This window comes from Agriterribacter humi (assembly GCF_009192765.1).
In the GTDB taxonomy this organism is placed as follows: Bacteria; Bacteroidota; Bacteroidia; order Chitinophagales; family Chitinophagaceae; genus Agriterribacter; species Agriterribacter humi.
Genome location: NZ_VOHQ01000001.1, coordinates 280,709 through 305,823, shown reverse-complemented (window position 1 = coordinate 305,823; position 25,115 = coordinate 280,709). Strand labels below are relative to the sequence as shown.

At 42.0% G+C, this 25,115-nt stretch carries 21 protein-coding genes and 1 other RNA gene; 15 read left to right on the top strand and 7 right to left on the bottom strand.

Going from position 1 to position 25,115, the window contains the following annotated elements:
- The gene (mazG, locus tag FRX45_RS01135) at positions 1-777 is read left to right on the top strand and encodes a nucleoside triphosphate pyrophosphohydrolase (protein ID WP_152266548.1); all 777 of its coding nucleotides are present in this window, start codon (positions 1-3) and stop codon (positions 775-777) included.
- Positions 774-4,538, top strand: a complete 3,765-nt coding sequence (locus FRX45_RS01130) for a sensor histidine kinase (protein WP_152266547.1) — start codon at positions 774-776, stop codon at positions 4,536-4,538. The genes mazG and FRX45_RS01130 overlap by 4 nt, the downstream gene beginning before the upstream one ends.
- Before the next feature lie 125 nt (positions 4,539-4,663).
- Here the strand turns inward: FRX45_RS01130 and FRX45_RS01125 are convergent, their stop codons facing one another.
- The 4 genes from FRX45_RS01125 to rplU all read right to left on the bottom strand — a co-directional run bounded on the left by FRX45_RS01125 (position 4,664) and on the right by rplU (position 7,338).
- Entirely contained in the window at positions 4,664-6,337 is a 1,674-nt protein-coding gene (locus tag FRX45_RS01125) for a DNA polymerase/3'-5' exonuclease PolX (protein WP_152266546.1), read from the bottom strand.
- A 114-nt stretch (positions 6,338-6,451) separates the two neighbouring features.
- Positions 6,452-6,607: a hypothetical protein gene (locus tag FRX45_RS23110; protein WP_193311540.1), complete on the bottom strand. Its 156-nt coding sequence runs from the start codon at positions 6,605-6,607 to the stop codon at positions 6,452-6,454.
- An 81-nt stretch (positions 6,608-6,688) separates the two neighbouring features.
- Positions 6,689-6,955, bottom strand: coding sequence for a 50S ribosomal protein L27 (rpmA, locus tag FRX45_RS01120; RefSeq protein ID WP_152266545.1), 267 nt, complete (start codon positions 6,953-6,955; stop codon positions 6,689-6,691).
- An 80-nt stretch (positions 6,956-7,035) separates the two neighbouring features.
- On the bottom strand, positions 7,036-7,338 hold the full coding sequence (gene rplU, locus FRX45_RS01115) for a 50S ribosomal protein L21 (protein WP_152266544.1): 303 nt from the start codon (positions 7,336-7,338) through the stop codon (positions 7,036-7,038).
- Positions 7,339-7,479: 141 nt separating this feature from the next.
- Between rplU and FRX45_RS01110 the strand changes: the two genes are divergently transcribed.
- From FRX45_RS01110 to ssrA, 4 genes are all read left to right on the top strand, one after another.
- The gene (locus tag FRX45_RS01110; RefSeq protein WP_152266543.1) at positions 7,480-8,979 is read left to right on the top strand and encodes a GH3 auxin-responsive promoter family protein; all 1,500 of its coding nucleotides are present in this window, start codon (positions 7,480-7,482) and stop codon (positions 8,977-8,979) included.
- A gap of 108 nt (positions 8,980-9,087) precedes the next feature.
- Positions 9,088-10,242, top strand: coding sequence for a 1-deoxy-D-xylulose-5-phosphate reductoisomerase (locus FRX45_RS01105; protein WP_152266542.1), 1,155 nt, complete (start codon positions 9,088-9,090; stop codon positions 10,240-10,242).
- A gap of 89 nt (positions 10,243-10,331) precedes the next feature.
- Positions 10,332-11,711 carry an RIP metalloprotease RseP gene (gene rseP / locus FRX45_RS01100; protein WP_152266541.1) on the top strand — a complete coding sequence of 460 codons (1,380 nt, stop codon included), beginning with the start codon at positions 10,332-10,334 and terminating at the stop codon, positions 11,709-11,711.
- A 206-nt stretch (positions 11,712-11,917) separates the two neighbouring features.
- Positions 11,918-12,290: a transfer-messenger RNA gene (ssrA, locus tag FRX45_RS01095) on the top strand.
- A gap of 127 nt (positions 12,291-12,417) precedes the next feature.
- Here the strand turns inward: ssrA and FRX45_RS01090 are convergent.
- Positions 12,418-13,758, bottom strand: a complete 1,341-nt coding sequence (locus FRX45_RS01090) for a Gfo/Idh/MocA family protein (RefSeq protein WP_152266540.1) — start codon at positions 13,756-13,758, stop codon at positions 12,418-12,420.
- A gap of 323 nt (positions 13,759-14,081) precedes the next feature.
- On the opposite strand from FRX45_RS01090, the gene FRX45_RS01085 reads away from it, so the two are divergent.
- The 9 genes from FRX45_RS01085 (at position 14,082) to FRX45_RS01045 (ending at position 23,037) form a co-directional block, all read left to right on the top strand.
- On the top strand, positions 14,082-14,840 hold the full coding sequence (locus FRX45_RS01085; RefSeq protein WP_152266539.1) for an MBL fold metallo-hydrolase: 759 nt from the start codon (positions 14,082-14,084) through the stop codon (positions 14,838-14,840).
- 82 nt (positions 14,841-14,922) lie between these two features.
- Positions 14,923-15,810, top strand: coding sequence for a DUF808 domain-containing protein (locus FRX45_RS01080; protein WP_152266538.1), 888 nt, complete (start codon positions 14,923-14,925; stop codon positions 15,808-15,810).
- Between the two features lie 233 nt (positions 15,811-16,043).
- Positions 16,044-16,925, top strand: coding sequence for a lactonase family protein (locus FRX45_RS01075; RefSeq protein WP_152266537.1), 882 nt, complete (start codon positions 16,044-16,046; stop codon positions 16,923-16,925).
- Positions 16,926-17,126: 201 nt separating this feature from the next.
- The gene (locus FRX45_RS01070) at positions 17,127-17,909 is read left to right on the top strand and encodes a glycoside hydrolase family 16 protein (protein WP_152266536.1); all 783 of its coding nucleotides are present in this window, start codon (positions 17,127-17,129) and stop codon (positions 17,907-17,909) included.
- Positions 17,910-17,999: 90 nt separating this feature from the next.
- Positions 18,000-20,159 (top strand): PVC-type heme-binding CxxCH protein, encoded by a 2,160-nt coding sequence (locus FRX45_RS01065; RefSeq protein WP_152266535.1) that lies wholly within the window; start codon positions 18,000-18,002, stop codon positions 20,157-20,159.
- Positions 20,160-20,211: 52 nt separating this feature from the next.
- A complete protein-coding gene (locus tag FRX45_RS01060; RefSeq protein WP_152266534.1) occupies positions 20,212-20,571 on the top strand; it encodes a high-potential iron-sulfur protein in 360 nt (119 codons plus the stop codon).
- Between the two features lie 32 nt (positions 20,572-20,603).
- Positions 20,604-20,828 (top strand): hypothetical protein, encoded by a 225-nt coding sequence (locus FRX45_RS01055; RefSeq protein WP_152266533.1) that lies wholly within the window; start codon positions 20,604-20,606, stop codon positions 20,826-20,828.
- Between the two features lie 204 nt (positions 20,829-21,032).
- Positions 21,033-21,407 (top strand): hypothetical protein, encoded by a 375-nt coding sequence (locus tag FRX45_RS01050; RefSeq protein ID WP_152266532.1) that lies wholly within the window; start codon positions 21,033-21,035, stop codon positions 21,405-21,407.
- 22 nt (positions 21,408-21,429) lie between these two features.
- Complete coding sequence (locus FRX45_RS01045) at positions 21,430-23,037, top strand: FAD-linked oxidase (RefSeq protein ID WP_226804828.1); 1,608 nt, start codon at positions 21,430-21,432, stop codon at positions 23,035-23,037.
- A 149-nt stretch (positions 23,038-23,186) separates the two neighbouring features.
- Here FRX45_RS01045 and FRX45_RS01040 read toward each other — a convergent pair whose 3' ends face one another.
- Together FRX45_RS01040 and FRX45_RS01035 are read right to left on the bottom strand one after the other, a co-directional pair.
- On the bottom strand, positions 23,187-23,708 hold the full coding sequence (locus tag FRX45_RS01040; protein ID WP_226804826.1) for an isoprenylcysteine carboxyl methyltransferase family protein: 522 nt from the start codon (positions 23,706-23,708) through the stop codon (positions 23,187-23,189).
- Positions 23,709-23,774: 66 nt separating this feature from the next.
- Positions 23,775-25,103: an NAD(P)/FAD-dependent oxidoreductase gene (locus tag FRX45_RS01035; protein ID WP_152266531.1), complete on the bottom strand. Its 1,329-nt coding sequence runs from the start codon at positions 25,101-25,103 to the stop codon at positions 23,775-23,777.
- Positions 25,104-25,115: the final 12 nt, after the last annotated feature.

The following is a 25,115-nucleotide window of genomic DNA, read 5'->3' as shown; positions in this document are numbered from 1 at the left end:
ATGGAAACAACAGGAGCGTCTTTTTTGCGATTGGTAAAGATCATGGATGAGTTAAGAGCGCAATGCCCGTGGGATAAAAAGCAAACGATACAAACATTGCGATCGCTTACCATTGAAGAAACGTATGAACTGGCGGATGCCATAACGGAGGGTAACTGGAAAGAGATCAGGGAAGAACTGGGAGATATTTTACTGCATATTGTTTTCTATGCTAAAATAGCCAGTGAGCAAAAGCAATTTTCATTAGAGGATGTTATTAATGGCGTATGCGAAAAACTGATCTTCCGGCATCCTCATATTTATGGAGATGTGCAGGTAGAAAATGAAGATGATGTGAAACGCAATTGGGAAAAATTAAAGTTAAAAGAAGGAAAAAAATCTGTTCTGGGCGGAGTGCCTGCAGCGCTTCCCGCAACAGTAAAAGCCATGCGGTTGCAGGAGAAAGCAAAACAGGTGGGTTTTGAATGGGATAACCGCGGGCAGGTTTGGGAAAAAGTTGAGGAAGAGATGCAGGAATTGCAGGAGGCCATAGCGGAAGGCAATGCTGAAAACATTGAAGATGAATATGGCGATCTTGTATTTTCACTCATTAACTATGCACGATTTTTGCATATTGACGCTGAAAATGCATTGGAGCGAACCAATAAGAAATTCATTGACCGGTTTACCCGTATGGAACAGGCGGCAATAGCCAAAGGCAGGAATTTATCGGAAATGTCGCTTGAAGAAATGGATGAAATCTGGAATCTGATTAAAAAGCAAAAAACTGAATCTTGAAAAAATTCTGGACAGATATATTGTATAGCAACGGTTACCTGCTTATTGGAGCGGCATGGCTTTTTACACTATCTTTTATTTTCAGTAATTACTGGTCTTATACTTCTTCACCTGGCGGGGTAAAAAAATCTCTGGAGAAATACATCTGGCGGAATGAGAAAAATTTTGATTCTTTTTTAAGAGATACGGTATTGCTGGGGCGGATACTTAATAAAAAGGAAGATGAAACTGAGGTACAGCGGATCACCCAGCAGGAATATAAAGTTTTTTTGTATGATGAAGTAGTGCCCGGAACCTACAACCTTTTATTCTGGAATACACAATCTGTTTTACCGGAGAATGATTTATTGCAGAAAGAACAACCCAGGTATATCGCTTCCCTGGCAAACGGGCAATATGAAGTGATACGAAAAAAAATCATCTACCAGGGCCGGTCTATTATTGCTTTATACCTTCTGCCTGTTCGCCGGCAGTATGTGCTGGAAAGTGAATACCTTAAGAACGGTTTTGTGAATCATGCCAATATTGAAGAAAATTATGCGCTTGTATTTACGCCCACCCAATACCCGATACAAAGTATCAACGGTACAACCCTTTTTTATCTTCAGCCTAAATCTTTAATTGACCAGCACAATAACGACTGGCTGACCATGCTGTTAAGGATATTGGGATCCTTACTCACGCTCTTCTTCTTACATAATGTGGCCGTGGCTATTTCGAGATCTGCCGGGGCTGTTGCAGGCGTATCTTTCATGGTTATTCTGATGATAGGCTTGCGTGTATTAAGTTATTTTTTTCCTGTACCCGCCAATTTTCGGCAGTTTGAATTATTTGACCCTGTTATATACGGCTCCAGCCTGATATCGCGTTCTTTGGGCGATTTGCTGATCAACAGCATCCTCTTTTTTTGGCTGGTGCTTTTTGCAAGGATCCGGTTTTCAAAGCAAAATATCCGCCTGCAAATACAAAGTATTGCATGGCGCCGCGCAGCAATTATAGCCCTGGCTCTGGTAATGGTGGTGGCCACTCTCATTGGCGGCCATGTAATACGAAGCCTGGTTGCCGATTCACAAATTTCATTTGACGTTACCAATTTCTTCAGTCTTAATATTTACAGCGTATTTGGATTTATTGTGTTATGCTGCGTATCGCTGGGATACTTTATTTTTTCACAGGCCGTCTTAAAAGCCATCAGTATATTAAACCGCAAGTCGCGTTATAATCTCATTTTGATCATTTCCTTTATTGGATTAGTGGGGTTGAGTGTAAGAATGAGCAGCCCTTATATATTGTTTGAATTGTGCATGCTAAGTTGGTTGGTATTGTATGTATACCTTATGAGCAAAGTGGAGCTCAGTTTAAAAAAGAATAATTTCCTGGTAGCGAATGCTCTTTTCTGGTTGTTTATTTTTTCTGCATCCATTGCTTCTATTATTATTTTTCAGAATCGTTCGCGAGAACTGGAATTACGGAAAAGAACTGCAGAGAAATTAGTGATGCAGGCCGACCCTTCCAGTGAGCGGTTATTAAATATAGCCATACAAAGTTTCAGCAATAATTTTTTTCTTACCCATCTCTGGCGGCTTCACGATCCTGTACAGAGCGCCATATTTAAAGACAGTCTTATTAACGCCAACTTTACACCCTATCTTAATAAATACGATACGGAGCTTTTTTTTTATGATGCGGAAGAACGGCCCATTCCCATTGGTGAAAGATTAACTTTTGATGAGTTAAACACAATCTACTCTGTACAGGGCAAAGACACCAAGATACCAGGACTGCGCTATTACGAAACGGCTTTCGATAAATTCAGCTACATCTATCTTAAGGAAATAAAGGATACCATTCATGCTACAAAGTCTTATTTTTTTATGCTGTCCAATCCCAAGCGATATCGCAGCGAGGCTTTGTATCCCGAATTGTTCAGGCAGGCCGAAGATTATTCATTTGAATATGCCCCGGATTATGCCTATGCTATTTACGACAGTGGGGCTTTACAGGTATATGTTAATGACTATAGTTTTCCTACTGCCTTAACGGAAAATGATCTTCCCAAACAGGAATTCTTTGAAAAGATGGTGAATGGGTATAGTGAATTATGGTACAAGTCGGGTAATAAAGTAATTATCATAACGCGGAGAAGCAGCTTCATAATGGAAGCCATTACGCTTTTTGCATACCTTTTTTGTTCTTTTCTTTTACTGGTAGCCCTGTTTCAGGTAGCAAGCATCATTATTCAGTCGGGCTTCCGATGGCGGGCCTTGCGTGAGATCACGGATTTTAATATCCGGTCGCAGATATACGGCACTGTAATTTTTGTAAGCGTGTTTTCTTTTATTGTAGTAGGCGCGGCCACTATTTTATTTTTTACTGCTTCCTATAATAAGAACAACCGCGATAAGCTGAGCCGGTCAATACAGGATATTTCTGGTGCTTTAAAGAATAAGGTAAGCGATCACAGGTTGATGGACGATATAATGCAGGTATATGATTCTGCTTATGGAAAATCGGTACGGCAGCAAATTACGGAAATGGCCCAACTGCATAATGCGGATGTGAATCTTTATAACTCCGATGGGTCACTCCAGATCTCTTCCCAGCCTTTTGTATACAACAAAGGGGTATTAAGCCGTATGATGGATCCGCTTGCCTTTTATAATCTTAACCGGCAAAAAAAGATCCAGTATGTGCAGGAGGAGAAATATGGTAAAATGAATTACCTCAGTATTTATGTGCCGGTGTTGGCCGATAACAGGAAAACCGTTGCATACCTTAATATTCCTTATTTCAATTCTCAAAACCGGCTCAAACAGGAGATATCGAGTTTCCTGGTTACCATTATCAACCTTAACGCCTTTATCTTTCTGTTATCCGGTATTATCGCATTGTTCCTTACCAACAGAATAACCGGTTCGTTTACGCTTATCAGTGCAATGATGAGGGACGTGAATCTCGGCAAACACAATGCAGAAATTGTGTGGACTAAAAAAGATGAGATTGGCGGATTGGTAAAGGAATACAATAAAATGGTTCAAAAGCTGGAAGAAAGTGCGGTGGCGCTGGCTAAAACGGAAAGAGAAGGAGCGTGGCGCGAAATGGCAAGGCAGGTGGCGCACGAAATTAAAAACCCGCTTACACCTATGAAACTGAGTATACAATATTTGCAAAAAGCTATTTATAATAATGCGCCCAACGTGAAGGAATTATCCTCAAACGTAGCTCAAACCCTTGTTGAACAGATAGATCATTTGTCCAGGATAGCTTCCGAATTTTCACAATTCGCCAATATAGGAAACGCCAGGAACGAAGTTTTCGATATGAATAAGCTTTTAAATTCACTGGTATATCTTCATGATGTGCAGGAGAGAGTAACTGTTCAGTGGGAGCCCGGTGAAGAACCTTTATTCGTTGATGCAGATAAAACCCAGATCAACAGGCTGTTTACCAATCTTTTACAAAATGCTATAGAAGCTATTCCTGAAGAAGAAAATGGACTGGTTACTGTAAGAGAAAAAAGAAACGCGCACAATGTAACCATCAGTATCACCGATAGTGGTTTAGGTATTCCAAAAGCAATGCTCATCAATATCTTCACTCCTAATTTCACTACAAAAACTTCGGGTACGGGTTTAGGACTGGCAATATGTAAAGGCATTGTGGAACAATCACGGGGAAGCATCTGGTTTGATACCGAAGAAGGAAAGGGAACTACATTTTATGTGGAGCTGCCTCTTTATGAAAATGGAACAGTGTCCTGATGAGGGGCCAGGTTGCAGGATACATGTTACAGGGCACAGGGTGCAAGTTGCGTGGACAACCTGAAGCCTGCAACCTGCAACTTGTACCTTGTAACCTGCAACTTCCCTGTAACATGTAATTTACTTCAAATTCCTTTTTTCTCTTTTCTCTTTTTTATGAATGCTTCAAACTCAGGGAGGCTATAGCTGCTGAGATTGCTTTGCTTTGTTAATCCTGCTTTTTGTGCAGCAAGCACACCATAGCGTATATCTTTATAACCTTCTGTATTATGCGCGTCCGGATCAATGGAAATAATGGCGTCTTTTTCCAATGCGTAATCTATCCAGCGCCAGTCTATGTCTAAGCGACGGGGGTGGGCATTTAATTCTATTACTACATCATGATCCACGCAGACGTCAATGATTTTTTTATGATTTACAGGGTATCCTTCCCGGCTCAGCAGCAATCTCCCGGTCATATGCCCCAGTATGGTGGTATATGGATTTTGAATAGCTGCGAGTAAACGAAGCATGGCCTTATCTTCCGTCATTTTAAGATTGGAATGAACGGATGCTATTACCAGGTCGAAAGTACCCAATACCTGGCTGTTGTAATCGAGGTTACCGTCATTCAGGATGTCGGATTCAATGCTTTTAAATATTTTAAAGGGATAAAGTTTTTCATTAAGTGTGTCAATATAAAGGTGCTGCTCTTTTATCCTGTCTTCTTTTAATCCATTGGCATAAAAGGCCGATTTGCTGTGGTCGCTGATCACCAGGTATTCAAATCCTTTTTCAATGGCTGCATTTGCCATATCCTCCACGCTTTGCCTTCCATCGCTCCAGTTGCTGTGGCTGTGAATAACGCCTTTTACATCTTCCGGCCGAATAAGTTCGGGCAACGGCCTATTCATTGCAGCAGCTATAATAATTTCTTTTTCCCGGAGACAGGGCAGGATATAGGGAATGCCTGCATTTTTAAAAATCTCTTCTTCGCTGCCATAGGTTTGCATGGCTGGAAATCTTTTTTCCCACTCGTTTAAAAATGCGCCTGCGCAATTGGTATGAAATATAATACTCCCGAAGTTTTCAGTACGGGCAGTATAAAATGTAATGGCAACATTGTTTTCTGCTTTAAAACGAATGCCCGTTTCATTTTTTTCAGTAACTGAAAATGAATTCGCTAAAAAAAACTGTTCCAGTTCACTATTGCCTGCAGTACTTACCCATTCCAGTATGTCAATGGTTTCCGATTGTCTTGCAAAAGCCCCTGTGTGTTCAAACTGATGGTTGGGAAATTGTTTTTTAAGTTGCTGATGCAATTGCAGGGCATAAGGTTCTATTTCAGCATATAAATAGCTTCCTTTGCTGCGCAGGTAAAATTCAATATAGGTTTTTACATTTTGCTGGGTCTTTTCTCCAAACCCTTTAAAGAGCAATAACCTGTTTTCATTGCAGGCATACAGTAATTCTCCAATCGTTTCCAGTCCCATTTCCTTCCATATAACAGCTATCTTTTTAGGTCCCAGTCCTTTTATGTTCAGCATTTCCAGTATACCCACAGGTGTTTTTTGCAGGTATTCTTCCAGTGCGTTTAATTTCCCGGTTTGCCTTATCTCTATGATCTTTTTACCAATAGCATCGCCAATGCCTTTTATGGAAAACACTTTATCATCGGGCAGTTCAGTTAAGGCGGCAGGCATTTTTTCTATGGTATAAGCTGCCACTGCATAGGATTTTGCTTTGAAGCTGTTTTCGCCATGAATATCCATGAGTTTGGAAAGCAAAGAAAAAACATCTGCTATTTGTGAATTATCCATATCGGTAAAAGTTGGCTATTAAATTACAGAATAAAACTTTCGGTATCTGTAACAATAAAAAAAAGTCCCGTAACCGGGACTTTATATTTTTCGCTCTGTAGAGAGAAGCTAAGCTTATTTTTTCTTAGCAGCTTTCTTTGCAGCTTTTTTAGGAGCGGCTTTCTTAGCAGCTTTTTTAGGAGCGGCTTTTTTTGCAGCTTTCTTAGGAGCGGCTTTCTTAGCAGCTTTTTTAGGAGCGGCTTTTTTTGCAGCTTTTTTTGCTGTTGCCATGTTTTTTAGAATTTAATGGTTAGTTAATAATGGATTAACGTCATAAAAGTAAAAACATTTTTCCAACTGCAAAATTTTTTTTTAAGCTGTTGCTTCTACAGCGGCTACAGAAACATAGGTTTTGTTGCTTTTGCCTTTCTTAAATTCAACCATACCATCGTTCAATGCGAACAATGTAAAGTCTCTTCCCACTCCAACATTCTTACCAGGATGGAAAGAAGTACCACGCTGGCGAACGATAATGTTTCCTGCAATAGCAGGTTGTCCGCCAAATATTTTTACACCCAAACGTTTACTTTGCGAGTCGCGGCCGTTTTTTACACTGCCTTCGCCTTTTTTATGTGCCATAATTTTTGAGTTTTTAACTTCAAGAAACAAGAAACAAATTTCAAAAGGTGGTTTGTATCTTGTAATTTGAATTTTGTTGCTTAAGCTATGTCAGTTACTTTAATATGCGTAAACAAAGTACGATGCCCGTGTTTTTTGCGAAAGCCCTTTCTTCTTTTCATTTTAAAGGCGATCACTTTATTACCCTGTACTTCGCCAACTATTTCGGCTTTAACTTTTAGTTTTACATCGGCGCCGGTTGATAAGGTATCACCATTATCTGTCAGCAATACGTCAGTAAACTCTACTGTATCACCTGCTTTTCCATCCAAATGCGGAACGTACAGGTTCTGTCCCTGCTGAACTTTAAACTGCTGACCGGCTATTTTAACTATTGCAAACATGAGGCAAAATTTAAGGAGTGCAAAGGTAGGGTTAATTTTGTTCATGGCAAACAATTGAAAGAAAAAATCTTCGCAGCTTAACGTGCCTCTTTGCAGGCGTAAAGCTATCTTTGCGGTCTCAACTATTCTTGCTGAAAGCACATGAAGATCAAATCCTTTTTGGCAAAGCCGTTTGCCGGATATATACATAAGCAGGTTAAGAAATCTATGTTTACGGCCCTGGCAGACCAGGAACAGATTTTGAAAGACCTGGTTAAAACGGGCAGAAAAACGGAATTCGGGAAAGAGCACTTATTTAACGAGGTAGGTACATACGATGAATTCAGGAAGGCCGTTCCTGTGAGGGACTATGAGGCCTTGAAGCCTTATATTGAACGGATTAAACAGGGTAAGCACAATGTTTTGTGGAAGGGATTGCCTATTTATTTTGCCAAAACCAGCGGTACCACCAGTGGGGTAAAGTACATTCCTATAACAAAAGAATCGGTAGATAACCATTTTGAAACTGCCCGCAATGCTTTTTTTTGTTATATGTCTGAAACAGGAAATTATTCCTCAGCCAATGGCAAAATGATTTTCCTGAGCGGCAGCCCGGTGCTGGAACGGGTAGGCGGCATACCCACCGGCCGGTTAAGCGGCATTTCCAATCATCTTATACCCCGGTACCTGCGTACCAATCAATTGCCCAGTTACGAAACCAATTGCATTGAAGACTGGGAAACCAAACTGGAAAAGATAGTAGATGAAACCATTGACCAGGACATGACCATGGTAAGCGGAATACCGCCATGGATGCAAATGTATTTTGACAGGCTAACGGCACGTAGTGGTAAAAAGATAAAAGACCTGTTCCCCAATTTTAATGTAATGGTACAGGGCGGTGTCAATTTCGAACCATACAAGGCCAGGTTGTTTGAAAGCATAGGTAAAAAAATAGATACCATTGAAACCTTTCCGGCATCGGAAGGATTTTTTGCTTTCCAGGATTCACAGCAGCAGGAAGGATTATTGCTCAATACGGACTTTGGTATCTTTTTTGAGTTCGTGCCTGCACAGGAAATATTTTCTGACAATCCAACGCGCCTTTCACTCAAAGATGTAAAAGCGGGCGAAAACTATGCGCTCATCATTAACAGCAATGCAGGGTTATGGGGCTATAACCTGGGCGATATTATAAAATTTGTTTCAACAGATCCCTACCGTATAGTGGTTACCGGCCGTATCAAACATTTTATATCCGCCTTTGGCGAGCATGTAATTGGCGAAGAAGTGGAATATAGTTTAATGAAAGCGGCTGAAAAAGAAGGATTGAAGATTACGGAATTTACGGTTGCACCTATGATAGACCAGGGCAGGGGTAAAAGCTACCATGAGTGGTTTGTAGAATTTGAAAACACGCCTCAGAGCATTCATGATTTTTCAATAGCAGTAGATAAGAATTTAAGAGAGAAGAATATTTATTATGATGATCTGATCACCGGCAATATTCTTCAAACCTTAAGAATACGGCCGGTTAGAAAAAATGGCTTCATAGATTACATGAAAAGTGTAGGTAAATTAGGCGGACAGAATAAGGTTCCCCGTTTGAGCAACGACAGAAAAATAGCAGATGAATTGAAACATTATCTGCAGGAAGTATAGCCCAAACCGCCTATGTATTATTTGAAATAATGATCAGATAATTTTCACCAATGCTTTTACATGCCGTATCTTGAATACCTGAACTGTATTTGTTCGCAACACAATTGAATGAAAAAACGAATAGCTATATTTGGTTCCACAGGTTCCATAGGCACACAGGCCCTGGACGTAATTGCTTCTAATCCGGATAAATTTGAGGTGGAAATTTTAACCGCCCACTCCAATGATAAGTTGCTGGTGCAACAGGCAAAAAAATTTAATCCCAATGCGGTTGTAATCGTAAACGAAAGCAAATATGCAGCAGTAAAGGAAGCTTTGGCATCCACCGATGTAAAAGTTTTTGCCGGAGAAAATGCATTGGAAGAAGTAGCCGTTTTTGATACCTATGATATGATGGTGGCCGCTATTGTTGGATTTGCAGGACTGAAATCTACCTTAAAAGCGATTGAATCGGGTAAAGCCATTGCATTGGCCAACAAAGAAACGCTGGTAGTAGCCGGCGATATTGTAATGCAGCGAGCGGTAGAAAAAAGGGTGCCTGTAATACCGGTTGATTCTGAGCATTCCGCTATTTTTCAATGCCTGATAGGAGAAACAAGGAATAAAATAGAAAAAGTAGTGCTAACAGCATCCGGCGGTCCTTTTTTGGGTAAAAAACCCAACTTTTTGGTGAATGTAAAAAAGGAACATGCCTTGCAGCATCCCAACTGGAATATGGGTGCTAAAATTTCGGTAGATTCTGCTACATTAATGAATAAGGGGCTTGAAATGATTGAGGCGCGGTGGTTGTTTAACCTGCACCCGGAGCAAATACAGGTAATTGTGCATCCGCAAAGCATCATCCATTCCATGGTGCAGTTTGAAGATGGCAGCATTAAAGCCCAAATGGGTTTACCCGATATGAAACTGCCCATACAATATGCGCTTGCCTTTCCCGTGCGCATACCCAATGCCTTTCCCCGTTATGATTTTTCAAGATCATCTTCGCTGCATTTTGAGCAGCCCGATATTAAAACTTTTCGTAACCTGGCGCTTGCCGGAGAGGCATTACATAAAGGTGGCAATATGCCCTGCGTACTCAATGCCGCAAACGAAATTGCGGTATATGGCTTCCTGCGCAACAGGATAGGTTTTTTAGATATGATGGAAATGGTGGAAAGAGCCATGGAAAAGATACCTTACATAGAAAAACCTTCTTTGGAAGAATATTTTGAGAGCGATGCGGAGGCCCGTAATTTTGCCGCTTCTTTAATCCATATATAACAATCATAATCCTGAAAGCGGAAAATGAAAAAGAGAAGTTTCATTATTATCGTTTCAACTTTCACCAATAAAAAAAGTCAATACACTTAATGATAACATTATTAGCGATAAACTGGGCATCAGTGGGTTTACAGGCAGGGCAATTAATTCTGTCGCTCTCCATTTTGGTTGTGATACATGAGCTAGGGCATTACCTTACCGCCAAATGGTTTAAATGCCGGGTGGAAAAATTCTATTTATTTTTTGATCCCTGGTTTTCATTATTTAAAAAGAAAATTGGCGAAACGGAGTATGGCGTTGGCTGGCTGCCATTGGGGGGATATGTAAAGATAGCAGGCATGATTGATGAAAGCATGGACAAAGAGCAGATGAAAAAGCCTGCTGAGCCATGGGAGTTCAGAAGCAAACCAGCCTGGCAGCGCTTAATTATTATGGTTGCCGGCGTTACCATGAATATCCTCCTTGCATTTTTTATATATAGCATGATATTACTGGTATGGGGAGAAAGGAAAGTGCCGGTAAGTTCTATGAAATACGGACTGGCATTCAGAGACAGTTTAATGTTTGACTTAGGATTTAAGAATGGCGATAAAATATTAGCGGTAAACGACCAGCCTGTAGAAGACTATACCGATATCGTAAAAAAATTGATCCTGGGAAATAATGTAAGTATAGAAAGAGATGGTAAGCTGGAAACGGTTAACCTTCCTGTTGATCTTATAGGCAAATTAGTAGAGAAGAAAAGAAGTCGTATGCCTTTGCTGGAACCGCGCATACCGGTGGTAGTGGATGAGGTATCTGATTCAAGCAACGCCTATAAAGCGGGTTTAAAAAGCGGGGATCAGATAATAGCGGTAAACTCGGCTTCCGCTGTATTTTTTGATGAACTCAAAAATATCCTGGAAAACAGCAAGGAACAAACGGTTCAGGTAAATGTGTTAAGAGGAAAAGATACTTTATCGTTACCTACAGCCGTTACCAAAGATGGCACTATTGGTTTTTATCCCATAAGTGCTATTTCGGATTTAGACAGCATGGGCGTATTGAAATTGCATGTAACCAGGTACACTGCATTGGAAGCATTTCCTGCCGGCGTAAAAATGGCGGGCGAACAGTTGCAATTTTATATAGACCAGTTTAAAAAGATACTATCCCCCGAAACAGGCGCCTACAAAGGAGTGGGTGGTTTTAAAGCGATGGGATCCATATTCCCGGATAGTGGGTGGGACTGGGAGACCTTCTGGAGAATTACTGCATTTTTTTCCATAGTACTTGCCTTTATGAATTTATTACCCATACCGGCATTGGATGGCGGACATGTAATGTTTACCCTGTATGAAATGATATCGGGGCGCAAACCGAGCGATAAATTCCTGGAATATGCGCAAATTGCAGGTATGGTAATATTATTTGGATTGCTTATTTATGCCAATGGCAACGATTGGTTTGGATGGGGGAGAGGGAAGTAATGTGGAAATGGGCAACCTGTCAGGACTGCGGCGTTGTTATGCTGCCTGGCAATCCTAACAGGTTTAGCAGGAGCCTTTGAATTGCTTTGGCATTTAGCGCAGCCGCTTACCGGTTTATTTTTGTATATTTGCAGTTGCTTTGTGAAGAGATTATGTTGCATTCATTTTCAAATTGTCTCATTTTCATATTTTCACATTGTATATCCGGGGCTGACCGGTTTTGACAGCAAAGTTCTTTGTACGTGTAAGCATGCGGTGCGTTGGATAATTAGCACCTTAATCTGAATATTCAACAATTCAAATGGCAATACTCAGTATGCCATGGCTGCCTAATCAGTGATTAGATAGTCATTAGGGCCGCCGGGAAGGTTTACCTGTTACCAATCCCCGCCGCCGACATAAAAACAAAACGGGTTGCTGTTATGAAAGGCTGTGATCATAACTCAAGACCATCCAGCTAAGGGATAGATTGGTTTGTTGATGTCCGGTTTATCTCCGACAATTAATCATCAGATAAGCATGTAGAAAGCGTATGGCGGATTTGTTTGGACCAGGGTTCGACTCCCTGCAGCTCCACGTAAATAAAGTAATAAAAAGCCAGAAATATTGCATTTTCTGGCTTTTTGCTTTTAAGGTACTTGCTTTTATGAAGGCTTATGATGAAAGCATCCGGCGTGATGCGATCATGTTCCTTAGAACTACGGGTTTAGAAATCCCTGTACTCACCGCTTAAAAATTTATTCGCTTCTTCTTCTTTAAAGCGCGCATTTTTCCCGTCCCAGTTAAGGGTTTGACCGGGGAACCTGGCGGCTACTACGCCCAACAAAATCACTTCCGTTAATTTTGCTGCATAAGAAAACGGCGCACTGCATTCAGTTTTTCCCAGGCAGGCATCCACAAATTCATGATAATGCTTTTCGCCTTCAATATCGTAGCTGGTAACGGGTTTTCCGGCTTTGCCTTTTGGATCGTATTTTTTTATATCAATGGCTTCATACTTATCGTTAATAATTAACCTGGGCAGTTCCATAAAATGAGGCAACAACAGGCGTTGTCCATTTTCACCAATAAACATAGCACCCTGATCGGGTAGTTTTTGTCCATCAGGCAACATCAGGTCTTTTTCAAGTTCGGGTGCACCTTTTCCATCAAACCAAACCCACTCAAGCGTTTTAGCCGTATAGGATGTTTGAGGGAACACATAGGTTACATGATTTTTTTCGGGGTGCCCAAATGCATTAGGTGGTCTGCAGGAGTTTTTAACAGTTAATGGAACGCTCAGTTTTAAAGCGTTATATGGCGTGTCAAAAATATGAACACCCATATCGCCTAAAGTACCGCAACCGTAATCAATGCATTTTCTCCAGTTGAGGGGGTGGTAGAACCCTTCTTTATATGGCCTTTCTTTACCCGTGCCCAGCCACAGGTTCCAATTCAATCCTTCCGGTACAGGGTCACTTCCTTCTGGCTCGGGACCGTCATATCCCCACACTTTGGGCGACCAGGCAATTACTTTTTTTACTTTACCGATAATGCCTTTCTGAATTAAAATAGTAGCCAGTTTGTAATCGTAGAAGGAATGCACCTGGATACCCATTTGCGTTACCAGTTTTTTCTGGGCCGCCAATGCGTCCATTTTTCTTGACTCAGAAATATAATGCGTAAGGGGTTTTTGGCAATACACGTTTTTATTCATTTCCATAGCCTTCAAAGCAACCGGCGCGTGTGCATGGTCGGGAGTTGAAACCACTACAGCGTCTATCTCATCGCCTATACTTTTGAACATTTCTCTGTAATCGGCAAAAGTTTTAGCATTGACATAGTTGGCTTTTACTGCATTGAGCTTGCTTGCATCAACATCGCATAATGCCACAATTTCTACCGATGGATGAGATGCAATGTCTTTCAAATCATTTAACCCCATAGAACCCAGTCCAACTTGTGCAACTCGTAGCTTTTTGCCGGGGGCAAATGCTGATGACGGAAATGGAAGCATGAAAGCCAGCGTTCCTGCAGCCGTAGTTTTTATAAAATTTCTTCTTTTCATTGTGCTTGTTTATTTAAAAAGTTTTGCTTTTTATTATCTTTTTCGACAGCTATAAAAATAGGAAACAATTTTGTTATGCTGCTTTTAAATCTCTTCTTCCCCGCAATGAGGAGACATTGCCCGGAAATGCCATAATGTAACCGGCGTCCCCGCACCCCATCATCTCAACTTAGGTCTGCAAAAGAATCATTACCTTAATGCCGCTATAACTATCCTAAAAACTGATGTATGAAATGAGCCGCAAAAAAATGATTATTTTGGCGAATTCCCTGCCCGTCCGGTCAGGCGGGCATCTGACCATTAAAAAATTTAAAAATAAACAGATGAAAACAATCATTGTCTTTTTATTTGCATTTGCCATAAACCACGCAAACGCACAGTTAACAACGCCAGACACTATCGTTACATCACAGGGAAATATTATTGTTCAGCCTGTATTCCATGCAGCTTTGGTGCTGGAATGGAAGGGTAAGTCCATTTACATTGACCCTTATAACGGCGCCGGCGCATATAAGACATTAAAGAAGCCTGATCTGGTTTTGATCACAGATATTCATGGCGACCATATGGATATAAAGACCCTGGAGGCATTGGATCTGAAAAGCGCAATCCTCCTAGTGCCTCAGGCTGTAGCTGATAAATTACCGGGTGAATGGAAAGAAAAAACGGTCATTCTCAACAATGGCAGTACAACCGAACAATCCGGCATTTCAATACGCGCCATTCCAATGTACAATCTTCCGGATGATTCCACTTCACGGCATACCAAAGGCCGTGGCAATGGTTATGTACTCACTTTGGGGGATAAGAAATTGTATATTTCAGGCGATACGGAAGATATACCTGAAATGCGTAGTTTGAAAAATATTGATGTAGCGTTTATTTGTATGAACACACCTTACACGATGACGGAAGAACAGTCCGCCAGCGCGGTACTTGATTTTAAGCCAAAAATTGTCTATTCTTTTCACTACCGCGGACAGGGTGGCTTTAGCGATACAGAAAAATTTAAAATGCTGGTGAATAAGGGTAACTCTTCAATAGATGTGCGGTTGAAAGACTGGTATGCCGGAGAAAAATAATTTTCCGCGGTAATGCATAGGCGATCGCAGGAGCACAGTATCTTCACCAATTCTTATTGTCAACAAAATTGAAGTAATACGAATGGCATCAGGGATATTTGCATTGCTCGATGATATCGCCGCGCTCATGGATGATGTGGCTGTGATGAGTAAAGTGGCTGCTAAAAAAACCGCCGGAATTCTGGGTGATGATTTGGCCGTGAATGCTGAAAAGGCATCAGGTTTTGTTTCGGATCGGGAGATCCCCGTTTTATGGGCCATTACCAAAGGATCATTTTTAAATAAACTCATTATCCTGCCTTTCGCTTTTCTGCTCAGCGCTTTTCTTCCTGCGGCCGTTACCGTTATCCTGGTGCTTGGAGGATTGTATCTCGCTTATGAAGGTGCGGAAAAAATCTACGAATACATTGTCCCGCACAAGCATGCTAAGGTGGTTGCACTGGCAGAAGGTCTCACGAAAGAACAAATTCTATTGATAGAAAAAGAAAAAGTGAAATCTGCAGTTTTTACGGATTTCATCCTCTCAGTGGAAATTGTTATCATCGCATTGGGCACTGTAGTGGGTACACCACTTGCCTCCCAGGTTATGGTGGTTTCATTTATCGCTATTCTTGCCACAGTTGGCGTGTACGGAATAGTTGCCCTGATTGTGCGAATGGACGAGTTTGGGTATAAACTTATCGCATTCAATAAAAAAGACAATAGCTTTTCCGATAAGATCGGAAAAATACTGGTGGCAGCGCTTCCTAAAATTATCAAAAGCATGGGCTTCATCGGCACCGTGGCGCTGATCCTGGTTTCGGGGGGCATTTTTGTACACAACATTGATTTTTTCCACCACCTGTTTCCCATACTTCCGGCTTTTGTGCGTGAATTTATAGTAGGCCTGGCAATCGGTTTTATTGTTTTCCTGATTGTCGAATTGGGAAAAAAGATTTTCAGAAAGGCAGTGAAGAAAAAGGCAGAGTAAATTTCAACTCATAATGACAAATTGTAGAATGTAGTTCGGCTTTTGTACTACAGCCCAACCACTCACTACCGCTTGTCATTGGCATGCAGGAGGAATCTCTCAAAGTGCTTAAGGGCCCGCCTATTGTTTACTCACAGAAGCAAAGCAATGCGACGATTTGAAATGCTCCCAAGTTTTATTCCCGGCTTTTTGCTATATTTATTTTCATACGCTACATTTAAGATAAGTCAATTATGAATATATATCTGCTTTTAACCGGCATCACTTTTTCATTATCTGCTCCTGCGCAGGATAGCATTCCTGTAACAATAAAGGGGAGACTGAATGCTGATACCAATAACGAAACATCCGGTCTTGCCGCTTCATCCGTCAATAAAGGATTGCTTTATATTCACAACGACAGCGGAGATACCAGCAGATTTTTTTTAATTGGAACGGATGGAACATTAAAAGCTATTTACACGTTCAAAGCCGGCCCGCTTACAAAGAATGGTGTAACGGATTGTGAAGATATAGCGGTGAGTACAGGTCCCAGAGGCAAGCGTTATGTTTATATCGGAGATATCGGTGACAACAACGCTAAAAGAAAATACATCACTGTTTACAGGATAAAAGAACCCAAACTTAAGTCCTCCGCAAAACTGTTTACCGGGCACGAAAATGCTGATCCGCTATATCTGAAATACCCCGATGGCGCACGCGATGCAGAAACCCTGATGGTTGACCCGTTAGAGAAATTGTTCTACATCATTTCAAAACGGGAAGATTCGGTAAGCGTGTATACCGCACCGTTACTGTTCAAACGAAATGATACCGCAATGCTTACCAAAAGATGCACTTTATTTTTTGAAGGCGGCAACAATGGTAAATGGATATCCGGCGGAAATATTTCCAAAGATGGAAGCCGGGTGCTTGTAAAGAGTTACCTTAAAGTGTATTACTGGAAGCGCAGAGACAAAGAACCTTTGTGGCAGCTATTGATGACCCCACCCCGCGAAATGCCTTACAAAGTAGAACAACAGGGTGAGGCGATTGACTTTGCAACGGATGGAAACGGTTACTATACGATCAGCGAGGGAATATACCCGGAAGTGTATTACTATACCATAGAGTAATTGCATGAAGGGGTTTACCTCTGTAAATGGTGAATCAGCATATTGTGCAGTATGTTTTTTACGATCTCATAGTATAGCTCCTGCTGCCACATCTCTACTATTTTTAAGCGCGGGCATCTAAACAGTCCGATTTGATCAATACAATCGCGGATTGCAAAAAGATAGGTTCCATAAAAATCAACCTAAAACTTTCAACACAAAATGAAAAGTATTTTTTTATTTATCGCCTGCGCGGTTTTTACCGCCACAGGCATAGCACAAAGACCAGCTCAAAACCCGATGTCGGAAAAACGCTATACCCCTAAAAAATTGGGATATAAATTAATTTGGAAGGATGAGTTTAAAGGGAACAAACTGGATCTCCAAAAATGGGCCGTGCGTGGCATCGGTCCAAGAGCCATAGCATATGTATCGGAAGAAGCGGTTAAAGTAGAAGATGGATATCTTAAATTATATGCTTTGAAAAAAGGCGACAGTTTATTGGGAAGCGCAATTGGTACCCAGGGCTTATTTATGAGTAAATACGGATACTACGAATGCCGGGCGAAGCTGCAAAAATCACCGGGTGTATGGGCGGCATTCTGGATTCAATCCACGGAAATTTCAAAGGGAGAAGATCCGGCGATATTTGGCGCAGAGATTGATATTTTAGAGTTCTTCAAAAAATTAGGACCCGATATTGTTTCGCATAATGTACATTGGGCGTACGGACCCAACCAGCGCACTACACGGGGTATGCAAAGTTATCTTAAAGGTGTAAGCGAAGGCTTTCATACATTTGGTCTGGAGTGGACACCGGAGAAGTATATTTTTTATGTAGACGGATATAAATTTTATGAAGTAACACAGGGTATATCGCATATTGAAGAATATATGATATTGAGCATGGAATATCCTTCTGCCCGGGAAGAAATTAAAAACACGGTATTCCCCGATGTTTTTATTGTTGATTATGTAAAAGTGTACCAGAAAAAAGAAAAGTAAAACCGGTACGGGTCAGCCTATATACCCTATTGGTTTTTCCGGTAATACCGGGCTTTTTTTTAAAAAGAAATAACTTTAATCTCCTTAAATATGCAATCCTTGCTGAATATCAAATGCAATACATGGCGCACTGCTGCACTGATCCTATGCGGCTTACTGTTATTTTCCTGCACTCAAAAGCACTATACTGATGCACTTTCGCCTGAAGAAGCATTGAAACATTTTGAAATTGTTGACGGCTTTAAAATAGAACTGTTCGCATCGGAGCCTGATATAATGTCTCCTGTTGATATGGTATTTGATGAGCAGGGTAATATTTACGTGGTAGAAATGGGCGATTACCCCTATCAACCCGAAGGTGGAAAAGGGAAAGGAAGGATCCGCATGCTGAAAGATACGAATGGCGATGGAAAGCCAGATACTTCTTATGTATTCGCCGATGGTCTTCCCAGCGCAACCAGCATGCTGCCATGGAAAAGCGGACTGATTGTAACAGCAGCGCCCGACATTCTTTACCTGAAAGATACTACAGGCGATTTTCATGCGGATATAAAGGAAGTACTTTTTACCGGGTTTTTTGCAAGCAATTCCGAAGCGCAGATTACCAGTCTTCGTTTGGCGCCCGATAACTGGATCTATGCAAATAACAACGGGCAGGCTGGTACGGTACATGCCGTTAGCAATCCGGATACTGCCGCACTTTCTATGGGAGGAAGCGATTTCCGGTTCTGGCCAGACAAAGGTTTATTTGAAAAGGAATCGGGAAACGGCCAGTTTGGACTGGCGATAGATGATTGGGGGAACCGTTTCTATACACAGAATACCATTCATATTCAACAGGCACCCGTTCCATTGCGGTATTTGCACAGGCATACTTATTTACCTTCTGACCGGCTTGATGTAAACATTTCCGATCACGACCTGGTAATGTTTCAAAAAACGCCACCGCCTTACTGGCGGCTCGAACGCAGCAACCGGCGGCAAAAAGATTATGATGAACGAAAACTGAGCCGGAATGAATATGCTGAAGATCATTTTACCGGCGCTTCGGGGGGCACTTTTTATGGCGGAGACGCCTTTCCTGAATCTTTTCGTAGTTCCATTTTTACAGGAGATGTGGCAGGTAACCTGGTGCACCGGGATTTGCTTACGCTCCAAAATAACAGCCCTTTATTTGTGGCAAAACGGGCTGAAGGAGAGAAAGACAGGGAGTTCCTTGCATCCACTGACCCCTGGTTCCGTCCCGCGAATTTTACCGTTGGTCCCGATGGGTATTTGTATATCATAGACATGTACCGCCAGCATATTGAAACGCCCGTTTCCATTCCGGAAGATCTGAAGAAGGATATGGATTTTACTAACGGTGAACAGTATGGCAGAATTTACCGTGTTGTTCCGGAAGGTGCTGAAAAAAAGCAAACTCAAATTCCCAATCTCAGGAGCAAAGCTCCGGAAGCATTGGTTGCCCTGCTTGCCCATCCCAATCAGTGGTGGCGTTTGCAGGCACAAAGGCTTTTATTAGAATATGGCGATCTGGCTGTAGTTCCTGCATTAAAAAAAATATTTGCTGAGCACACCGATGCAAGAGCACGCTTGCATGCATTGTATACATTAGAAGGTTTAAATGCACTTGATGCCGGATTGATACAACGGGCATTGAAAGACCCGGATCCCGGAATGCGAACCCATGCTATAATACTTTCGGAACGCTACCCGCAATGTCTGCCACAATTGTTAACGATGGTTGGCGATAGTTCGGCGCAGGTAGTTTTGCAGTTGGCACTCAGCCTCGGTGAGTTTGCTTTGCCACAGGTAATCCCGGCATTAGCTAACATTATAGAGCGGTATGGAGAAGCTGCTTTGTTTCAAACCGCTGTACTAAGTTCGGATGCCGGATCCTCTATGGAACTTTTGAAACTGTTGATTAGTCGTGGTAGCTTTTTTAAAGACACCAGTCCTGAAAAAATTGCTTTCGTAAAAGATTATTTATATGTAATTGGTGCACGCAAAAAGAAAGAAGATATCTTAGCATTGATTGCATTGTTATCTCACCCCGAAGTAAAAGAAGCAATCAACTGGCAGCTTGCCGGATTAGAGGGACTCACCAAAGGACTACAAAAATCAGCAAATAAAAGCAAGCCCGACCCGGATCTGATCAGCGCTTTCCAGGTATATGAATCAGGATCAAAAGGGGAAATTAAAAGTGCCTTAAAGGAGGTAATACAGGCGATGGGCGATTCCATACAATGATAACACGGGTATTTGGTGAAAAACGTATAACCGAATAAAAGACCGGACCACAATGCAGGAAATCAATTCACGAAGGTTGTTTTTACAAAAATGTGTTTCTGCCGGCATGCTGCTAACAGGAGGAGCATCAATGCTGCATAGTTGTAATGCTAAAGAAAAATCATCAGCAAAAGAGGAGGGAGGCGCCTCGCCGCCAGATCCGTGCAGCGATTATACAGGCTTATCTGAAAATGATCTGAAAGCACGCGAATCAATGGGATATGTAAAGCAATCACCCATTCCTGAAAAGCAATGCGGTAATTGCAATCTCTGGCTTCCGCCCCTGGCAGGTAAAAATTGTGGAGCATGCCAGCTTTTTAAAGGCCCCGTATATACTGCCGGGCATTGTACCTACTGGGCGCCGCAGGTATAATATTGAGATTACTTCCATACAAATATAAAACAATGGCAAAGGCCTTTTATAAAAAGCATACCGCATTGCATATGTTTTCGAAAATAATATCGTTTTGGCTATTGGTTTTTGTTGTTGCTACAGGCCCGGGACCGGGTTACATTGTTACCAAAATTTCCTATGCACAGGGAAGCTATGAAACCAGCGGTATTGTATCGGGCGTAGCTCCGGAGACGGAAGCCATTATTATGGATGCGATCCGGAAAGTATTGAAGTGAAAATGATCTTCCGTTATCCTGGAGATGAATAAAGACAATACCGGTAACAGTTTTTCTTTTTAAATATTCTTCCAGTAAATGCAGCCCAGGGTATAGCAGTTTTCATCCTGTTGTTTTATCTTTGAAATTACATACAGCAACAGTTTCTTTCGCTGATCCATAAAAACAGGCAGGCATTTTCTTTTTACTTTTAAAAAGATGCATATGCACAGTTTGGCAAACCGGATTAAATTGAAAGGGATCTTCCGGATAACCGGAACCATATTGATTGGGATTGTACTGATCACTCAAAGTTGCAGCACTACAAAAGTGATCAGCCAATACGACTGCGATACTTTTTCCAACAATACTGTATACAAAAGAACAACATGGAGTTATGCATGGGGCCTGGTACAACCAAAGGATATCAATCCCGGCTGTGATCCGAGATTTAATCACCTGAACAAAGTGGTGGTAAAAACCAACCTGGGCTTTGCCATTATTTCCACCCTTACCCTCGGAATTGTTATCCCGCAGCAAGTGGAATGGTGTTGTGCGCCATACAGCCCTCCAACGGATTCATTGGGAAGCAGGCCCTGATCAGACTTTGAAATCTTTTACAATGCCCGACCATATTATTTTACCCGATGGTGTGGAAAAGTTAGACATCACCGATTGGGAGAACGGCCACCAGAATTTCACTCACCGGTTTAAAAAAGGGGCCTCTTTTAAATTAAGGATCCCGTTCCGGCCGGTCACGCCTTCGGATCAGTACAAACAAACCACTTCCAATTTTCAGTGGCTGATCAGCTATGCCATTGAGAATGATATTTCATTACGCGCTATGGGAAATGGCTGGTCCTTTTCGGATGTTGCGGTTTGTGATGGCGGAGTAGTTGATACCAAAGCGCTGCGGTTATCATTCTGGATTCCCCGCAAATTTGTTGCGGATGATTATATCAATACCGGAAAGGGTACTGCCGATCTCTTTATGGCGCAATGCGGAATGAGTATTCTTGACCTGAATGAAAAGCTGGAAAAAGAGGCCAACCCGAAACGGTCTCTTAAAGCATCGGGCGCCAGCAACGGACAATCTATAGCAGGAGCTACGGCCACCGGTACACATGGATCGGCATTCAGGGTAGGAGCTGTGCACGATGCTATAGTGGGGATCCACCTTGTTGTGTCGGCAACGCGCCATGTTTGGCTGGAACGGGCATCTTACCCGGTTGTTTCGGATGAATTTATCGGATGGATGGGCGCTGAACTGATCCGGGACGATGACCTGTTTAATGCAGCGGTGGTTAGCTTCGGAAGCTTTGGTTTCATTCATAGTATCATGATTGAAACCGATCCCGTTTATTTGCTGGCCGAACAACGCGCAGATCAAATGAAATATGACGATGACCTTATTAAAGCAATAGACCACCTTGATTTTTCGGGGATTGAGTTAAAGCTTCCCTATCCCCCCGATGGACCGGATAAAGCATTGTATCATTTTGAAGTGATTATTAACCCGCACAAATTCGAAAAAGACAATAAGGAAAAAGGAGTGTATCTAAAAACAATGTACAAAATGCCGTATACCCCCGGTTACCCTAAAAGAGAAAGGGATGATCGTGGGTTTCAGTATGGCGACAATACCCTCGGCGTTATAGAAACGATTATTGACGGGCTTCCGCCTGATCTGTCGGCAGCGTTGGTTCCGGCTTTGGTAAATGTTATGTTTCCGCTTGCCTTTAAATCGGCCGTTGATGCATTTGGAACAATTGGGGAAACTTTCAGTAATACTAAATTCAGAGGTAAAGCCATCAGTGCCGCGATAGCAATTGCCGCTGAAAATGTGAGCAGGGTAGTGGATGAAGTTATTTTTATCAACGAACAATCGCCATTTCCGGGTGGACTTGCCTTACGTTATGTAAAAGGAACAAAAGCAATACTGGGCTTTACACGGTATGAAAAAACCTGCATACTGGAACTGGATGGCGTGGAATCTGCAGCAGCCAGGAGTTTTTACCAAAAGCTTTGGAACAGGTTAGAATCAAAGAATATTCCTTATACTTTGCATTGGGGAAAAATGAATTTCAATCTCGATCCTCAGCGGGTAAGGAAAATGTACGGCGATGCCGCTGTTGATGCCTGGATTAACTGTCGCCACAGCCTGCTGGGTGAAGCAGAACGAAAAGTTTTTAATAATGCATTTTTGAAAAGATGCGGATTGGATGGGTAAAGTTAAATGCCATTTTAAAGCCGAACCATCCCGGTAAAGCAGGTTGAAAAAAAGACTCCGGGTTGAACCGGAGTCTCTTTTCCTACGCTGGCATTATCCAGATCAGGTATGAGAGTGTATTCTCAGGTACAGCACTTTAAAATTGTCCTTTAATAATTATCAAAATGCGTTTTCATCAGTTTTTCTTCCTGAACAATTCGTATAGCCAGTGGTATGAGATAAAGTGGTAAGCCAACGAACAATGTAAACCATGCCTGGCATATTAATGCAATAGAAATCAGTTCCGGAATAATGTTCAAAAAATAATTAGGATGCCTGAAATATTTGAAAATAGATGATTTATTTATCTTCTGTTCCGGCGCAATCATCAGCTTCATCGTCCACATCTCTTTAAGGCTAAAAATGACGATCCACAACATAGCCATTGAAAAGATAAATAACCCAAACCCCCAAAAGCTAATGCTTTTGATATGCCTGTTCAGCAGAATAGCCTCGCCCAGGCAGGAGATATAGAATAGGGTATGGCAAAAAACAAGCAGTTTTGAATTTTTGCTTCCATATTCTTTTGCACTTGCTTTTTTTAATTTTTTTTCGTTTGCAGCAGATTTAACAAGACTCGCCAGTCTCGTTATTGCAGCCAGCGAAAAGAGGATTAATATGGCAGAATCCAAATGCACATTTAGGAATAAAAGATGAAGATAGTGAATGTTGTTAACCCCGGAGCAGGCGATCACCCTTTAGATGGAAGCGTTTGCCTCCGCCAGTAATTTCCTGCTTCTTTTTATTTGACCGTTCACAAAGGATGCCCGCCGTCCTTTTGCAAAAAAGTCCGGAATCACGCTAAACCTGCCTCTTAGTACATCAGCCATTACCCATTTCATTACGATGGAAGCAGGAATGAAATCAAAAGGTGAAAGCTTATGTTCCATTACAAGGGCTAATTTCTTTTTTAGTTCCGGTTCTTTATCCACATGTTTCAAAACCAGTTTATCCAGGTGTCCGGGCTGTTTAAGTGATCCTTCATCCTGGCCGAAATAAAACAGAGGCATGGCTTCCACATCCCGGGCCCGCCACCATTTTACAAGGGCCATATCAGAGCCCTCAAGAATTGCTTTGGATAAGCGCTTTGCCTGTATCAGCGCCTCTGTAATACCATCGCCAATCACGAATTCTTTATGGTGTCCCGCATCACCTGCCAAAACCCAGCCCGGCCCGGCACCCTGCCGGAAGAAATATCTTTCTTTAATGGTTCCGCGAACTTTACCATCAGGACTTAAACCTTCAATCAATGGAGCTGTTACAGGATCGGAAGAGAGATCGGCGATCAGCGAGCGTAATGGATCAAAACGCCAGGACTGCGCTTTTTCAACCGGAGGCAAACTTCCGATCAATAACTGGTTGTAATCGGTTTGAAAGATAACACGTATATCGCCGGACGTATTTCCCTGGTACATATCAAAAGGATACTGTGAACCGGTCTTCCAGATTTCGGGTGCATTCCAATATGCCCAGTACATGGCCCGGGGTGCATCATATGCGAGGTATTCCGCTGCGCCTGCCATTTGGGCAACTGACGAATGACGACCATCGGCCCCAACGACAAGCCCGGCTGTGAAAACCAGTTCCTGGTTTGTATTTGAATTGATGGCCCGCACGCCTGCCACCCGGTCATTTCCGATTTCAAGTTTAATGAGCCGTGTACGGTCCAACAGTTCAACTCCTTCCTTTAAAGCTGCCTCCTGCAATAGTCTGTCCAAACGTTTACGGCGCGGACAATATTCTGCGCGTCCTTCTGCATGCATAACATCAACCGAATTTCCATTTTTGTTTAAACGAATAATGCGGGATGGGGGGCATGCTTCCCTTATGGCATTACCTATTCCAACCTCATCAAGGATATCTATCCCCGGTGGGTGAATAGTATGTGTTGAAAGGACCTGGTCGCCGGGAAGCTCATCCTTATCTATCAGAAGTACTGATACTCCCTCGCGGGCCAGGTAAACAGCAAGTGTTGCTCCAGTACAACGGGCCCCTACGATAACAACATCAAATTTTTTATTTACCATCGTTACCCAATT

What these genes read in the sequence shown, in the direction of transcription:
- FRX45_RS01065 (WP_152266535.1), top strand. Translation starts at nt 18,000, where the DNA reads ATGCAATCCTTGCTGAATATCAAATGCAATACATGGCGCACTGCTGCA.
- FRX45_RS01035 (WP_152266531.1), bottom strand. Translation starts at nt 25,103, where the DNA reads ATGGTAAATAAAAAATTTGATGTTGTTATCGTAGGGGCCCGTTGTACT.
- FRX45_RS01085 (WP_152266539.1), top strand. Translation starts at nt 14,082, where the DNA reads ATGAAAACAATCATTGTCTTTTTATTTGCATTTGCCATAAACCACGCA.
- rplU (WP_152266544.1), bottom strand. Translation starts at nt 7,338, where the DNA reads ATGTTTGCAATAGTTAAAATAGCCGGTCAGCAGTTTAAAGTTCAGCAG.
- mazG (WP_152266548.1), top strand. Translation starts at nt 1, where the DNA reads ATGGAAACAACAGGAGCGTCTTTTTTGCGATTGGTAAAGATCATGGAT.
- FRX45_RS01105 (WP_152266542.1), top strand. Translation starts at nt 9,088, where the DNA reads ATGAAAAAACGAATAGCTATATTTGGTTCCACAGGTTCCATAGGCACA.
- FRX45_RS01110 (WP_152266543.1), top strand. Translation starts at nt 7,480, where the DNA reads ATGAAGATCAAATCCTTTTTGGCAAAGCCGTTTGCCGGATATATACAT.
- rpmA (WP_152266545.1), bottom strand. Translation starts at nt 6,955, where the DNA reads ATGGCACATAAAAAAGGCGAAGGCAGTGTAAAAAACGGCCGCGACTCG.
- FRX45_RS01075 (WP_152266537.1), top strand. Translation starts at nt 16,044, where the DNA reads ATGAATATATATCTGCTTTTAACCGGCATCACTTTTTCATTATCTGCT.
- FRX45_RS01125 (WP_152266546.1), bottom strand. Translation starts at nt 6,337, where the DNA reads ATGGATAATTCACAAATAGCAGATGTTTTTTCTTTGCTTTCCAAACTC.
- FRX45_RS01060 (WP_152266534.1), top strand. Translation starts at nt 20,212, where the DNA reads ATGCAGGAAATCAATTCACGAAGGTTGTTTTTACAAAAATGTGTTTCT.
- FRX45_RS01045 (WP_226804828.1), top strand. Translation starts at nt 21,430, where the DNA reads ATGCCCGACCATATTATTTTACCCGATGGTGTGGAAAAGTTAGACATC.
- FRX45_RS01055 (WP_152266533.1), top strand. Translation starts at nt 20,604, where the DNA reads ATGGCAAAGGCCTTTTATAAAAAGCATACCGCATTGCATATGTTTTCG.
- FRX45_RS01050 (WP_152266532.1), top strand. Translation starts at nt 21,033, where the DNA reads ATGCACAGTTTGGCAAACCGGATTAAATTGAAAGGGATCTTCCGGATA.
- FRX45_RS01080 (WP_152266538.1), top strand. Translation starts at nt 14,923, where the DNA reads ATGGCATCAGGGATATTTGCATTGCTCGATGATATCGCCGCGCTCATG.
- FRX45_RS23110 (WP_193311540.1), bottom strand. Translation starts at nt 6,607, where the DNA reads ATGGCAACAGCAAAAAAAGCTGCAAAAAAAGCCGCTCCTAAAAAAGCT.
- rseP (WP_152266541.1), top strand. Translation starts at nt 10,332, where the DNA reads ATGATAACATTATTAGCGATAAACTGGGCATCAGTGGGTTTACAGGCA.
- FRX45_RS01070 (WP_152266536.1), top strand. Translation starts at nt 17,127, where the DNA reads ATGAAAAGTATTTTTTTATTTATCGCCTGCGCGGTTTTTACCGCCACA.
- FRX45_RS01090 (WP_152266540.1), bottom strand. Translation starts at nt 13,758, where the DNA reads ATGAAAAGAAGAAATTTTATAAAAACTACGGCTGCAGGAACGCTGGCT.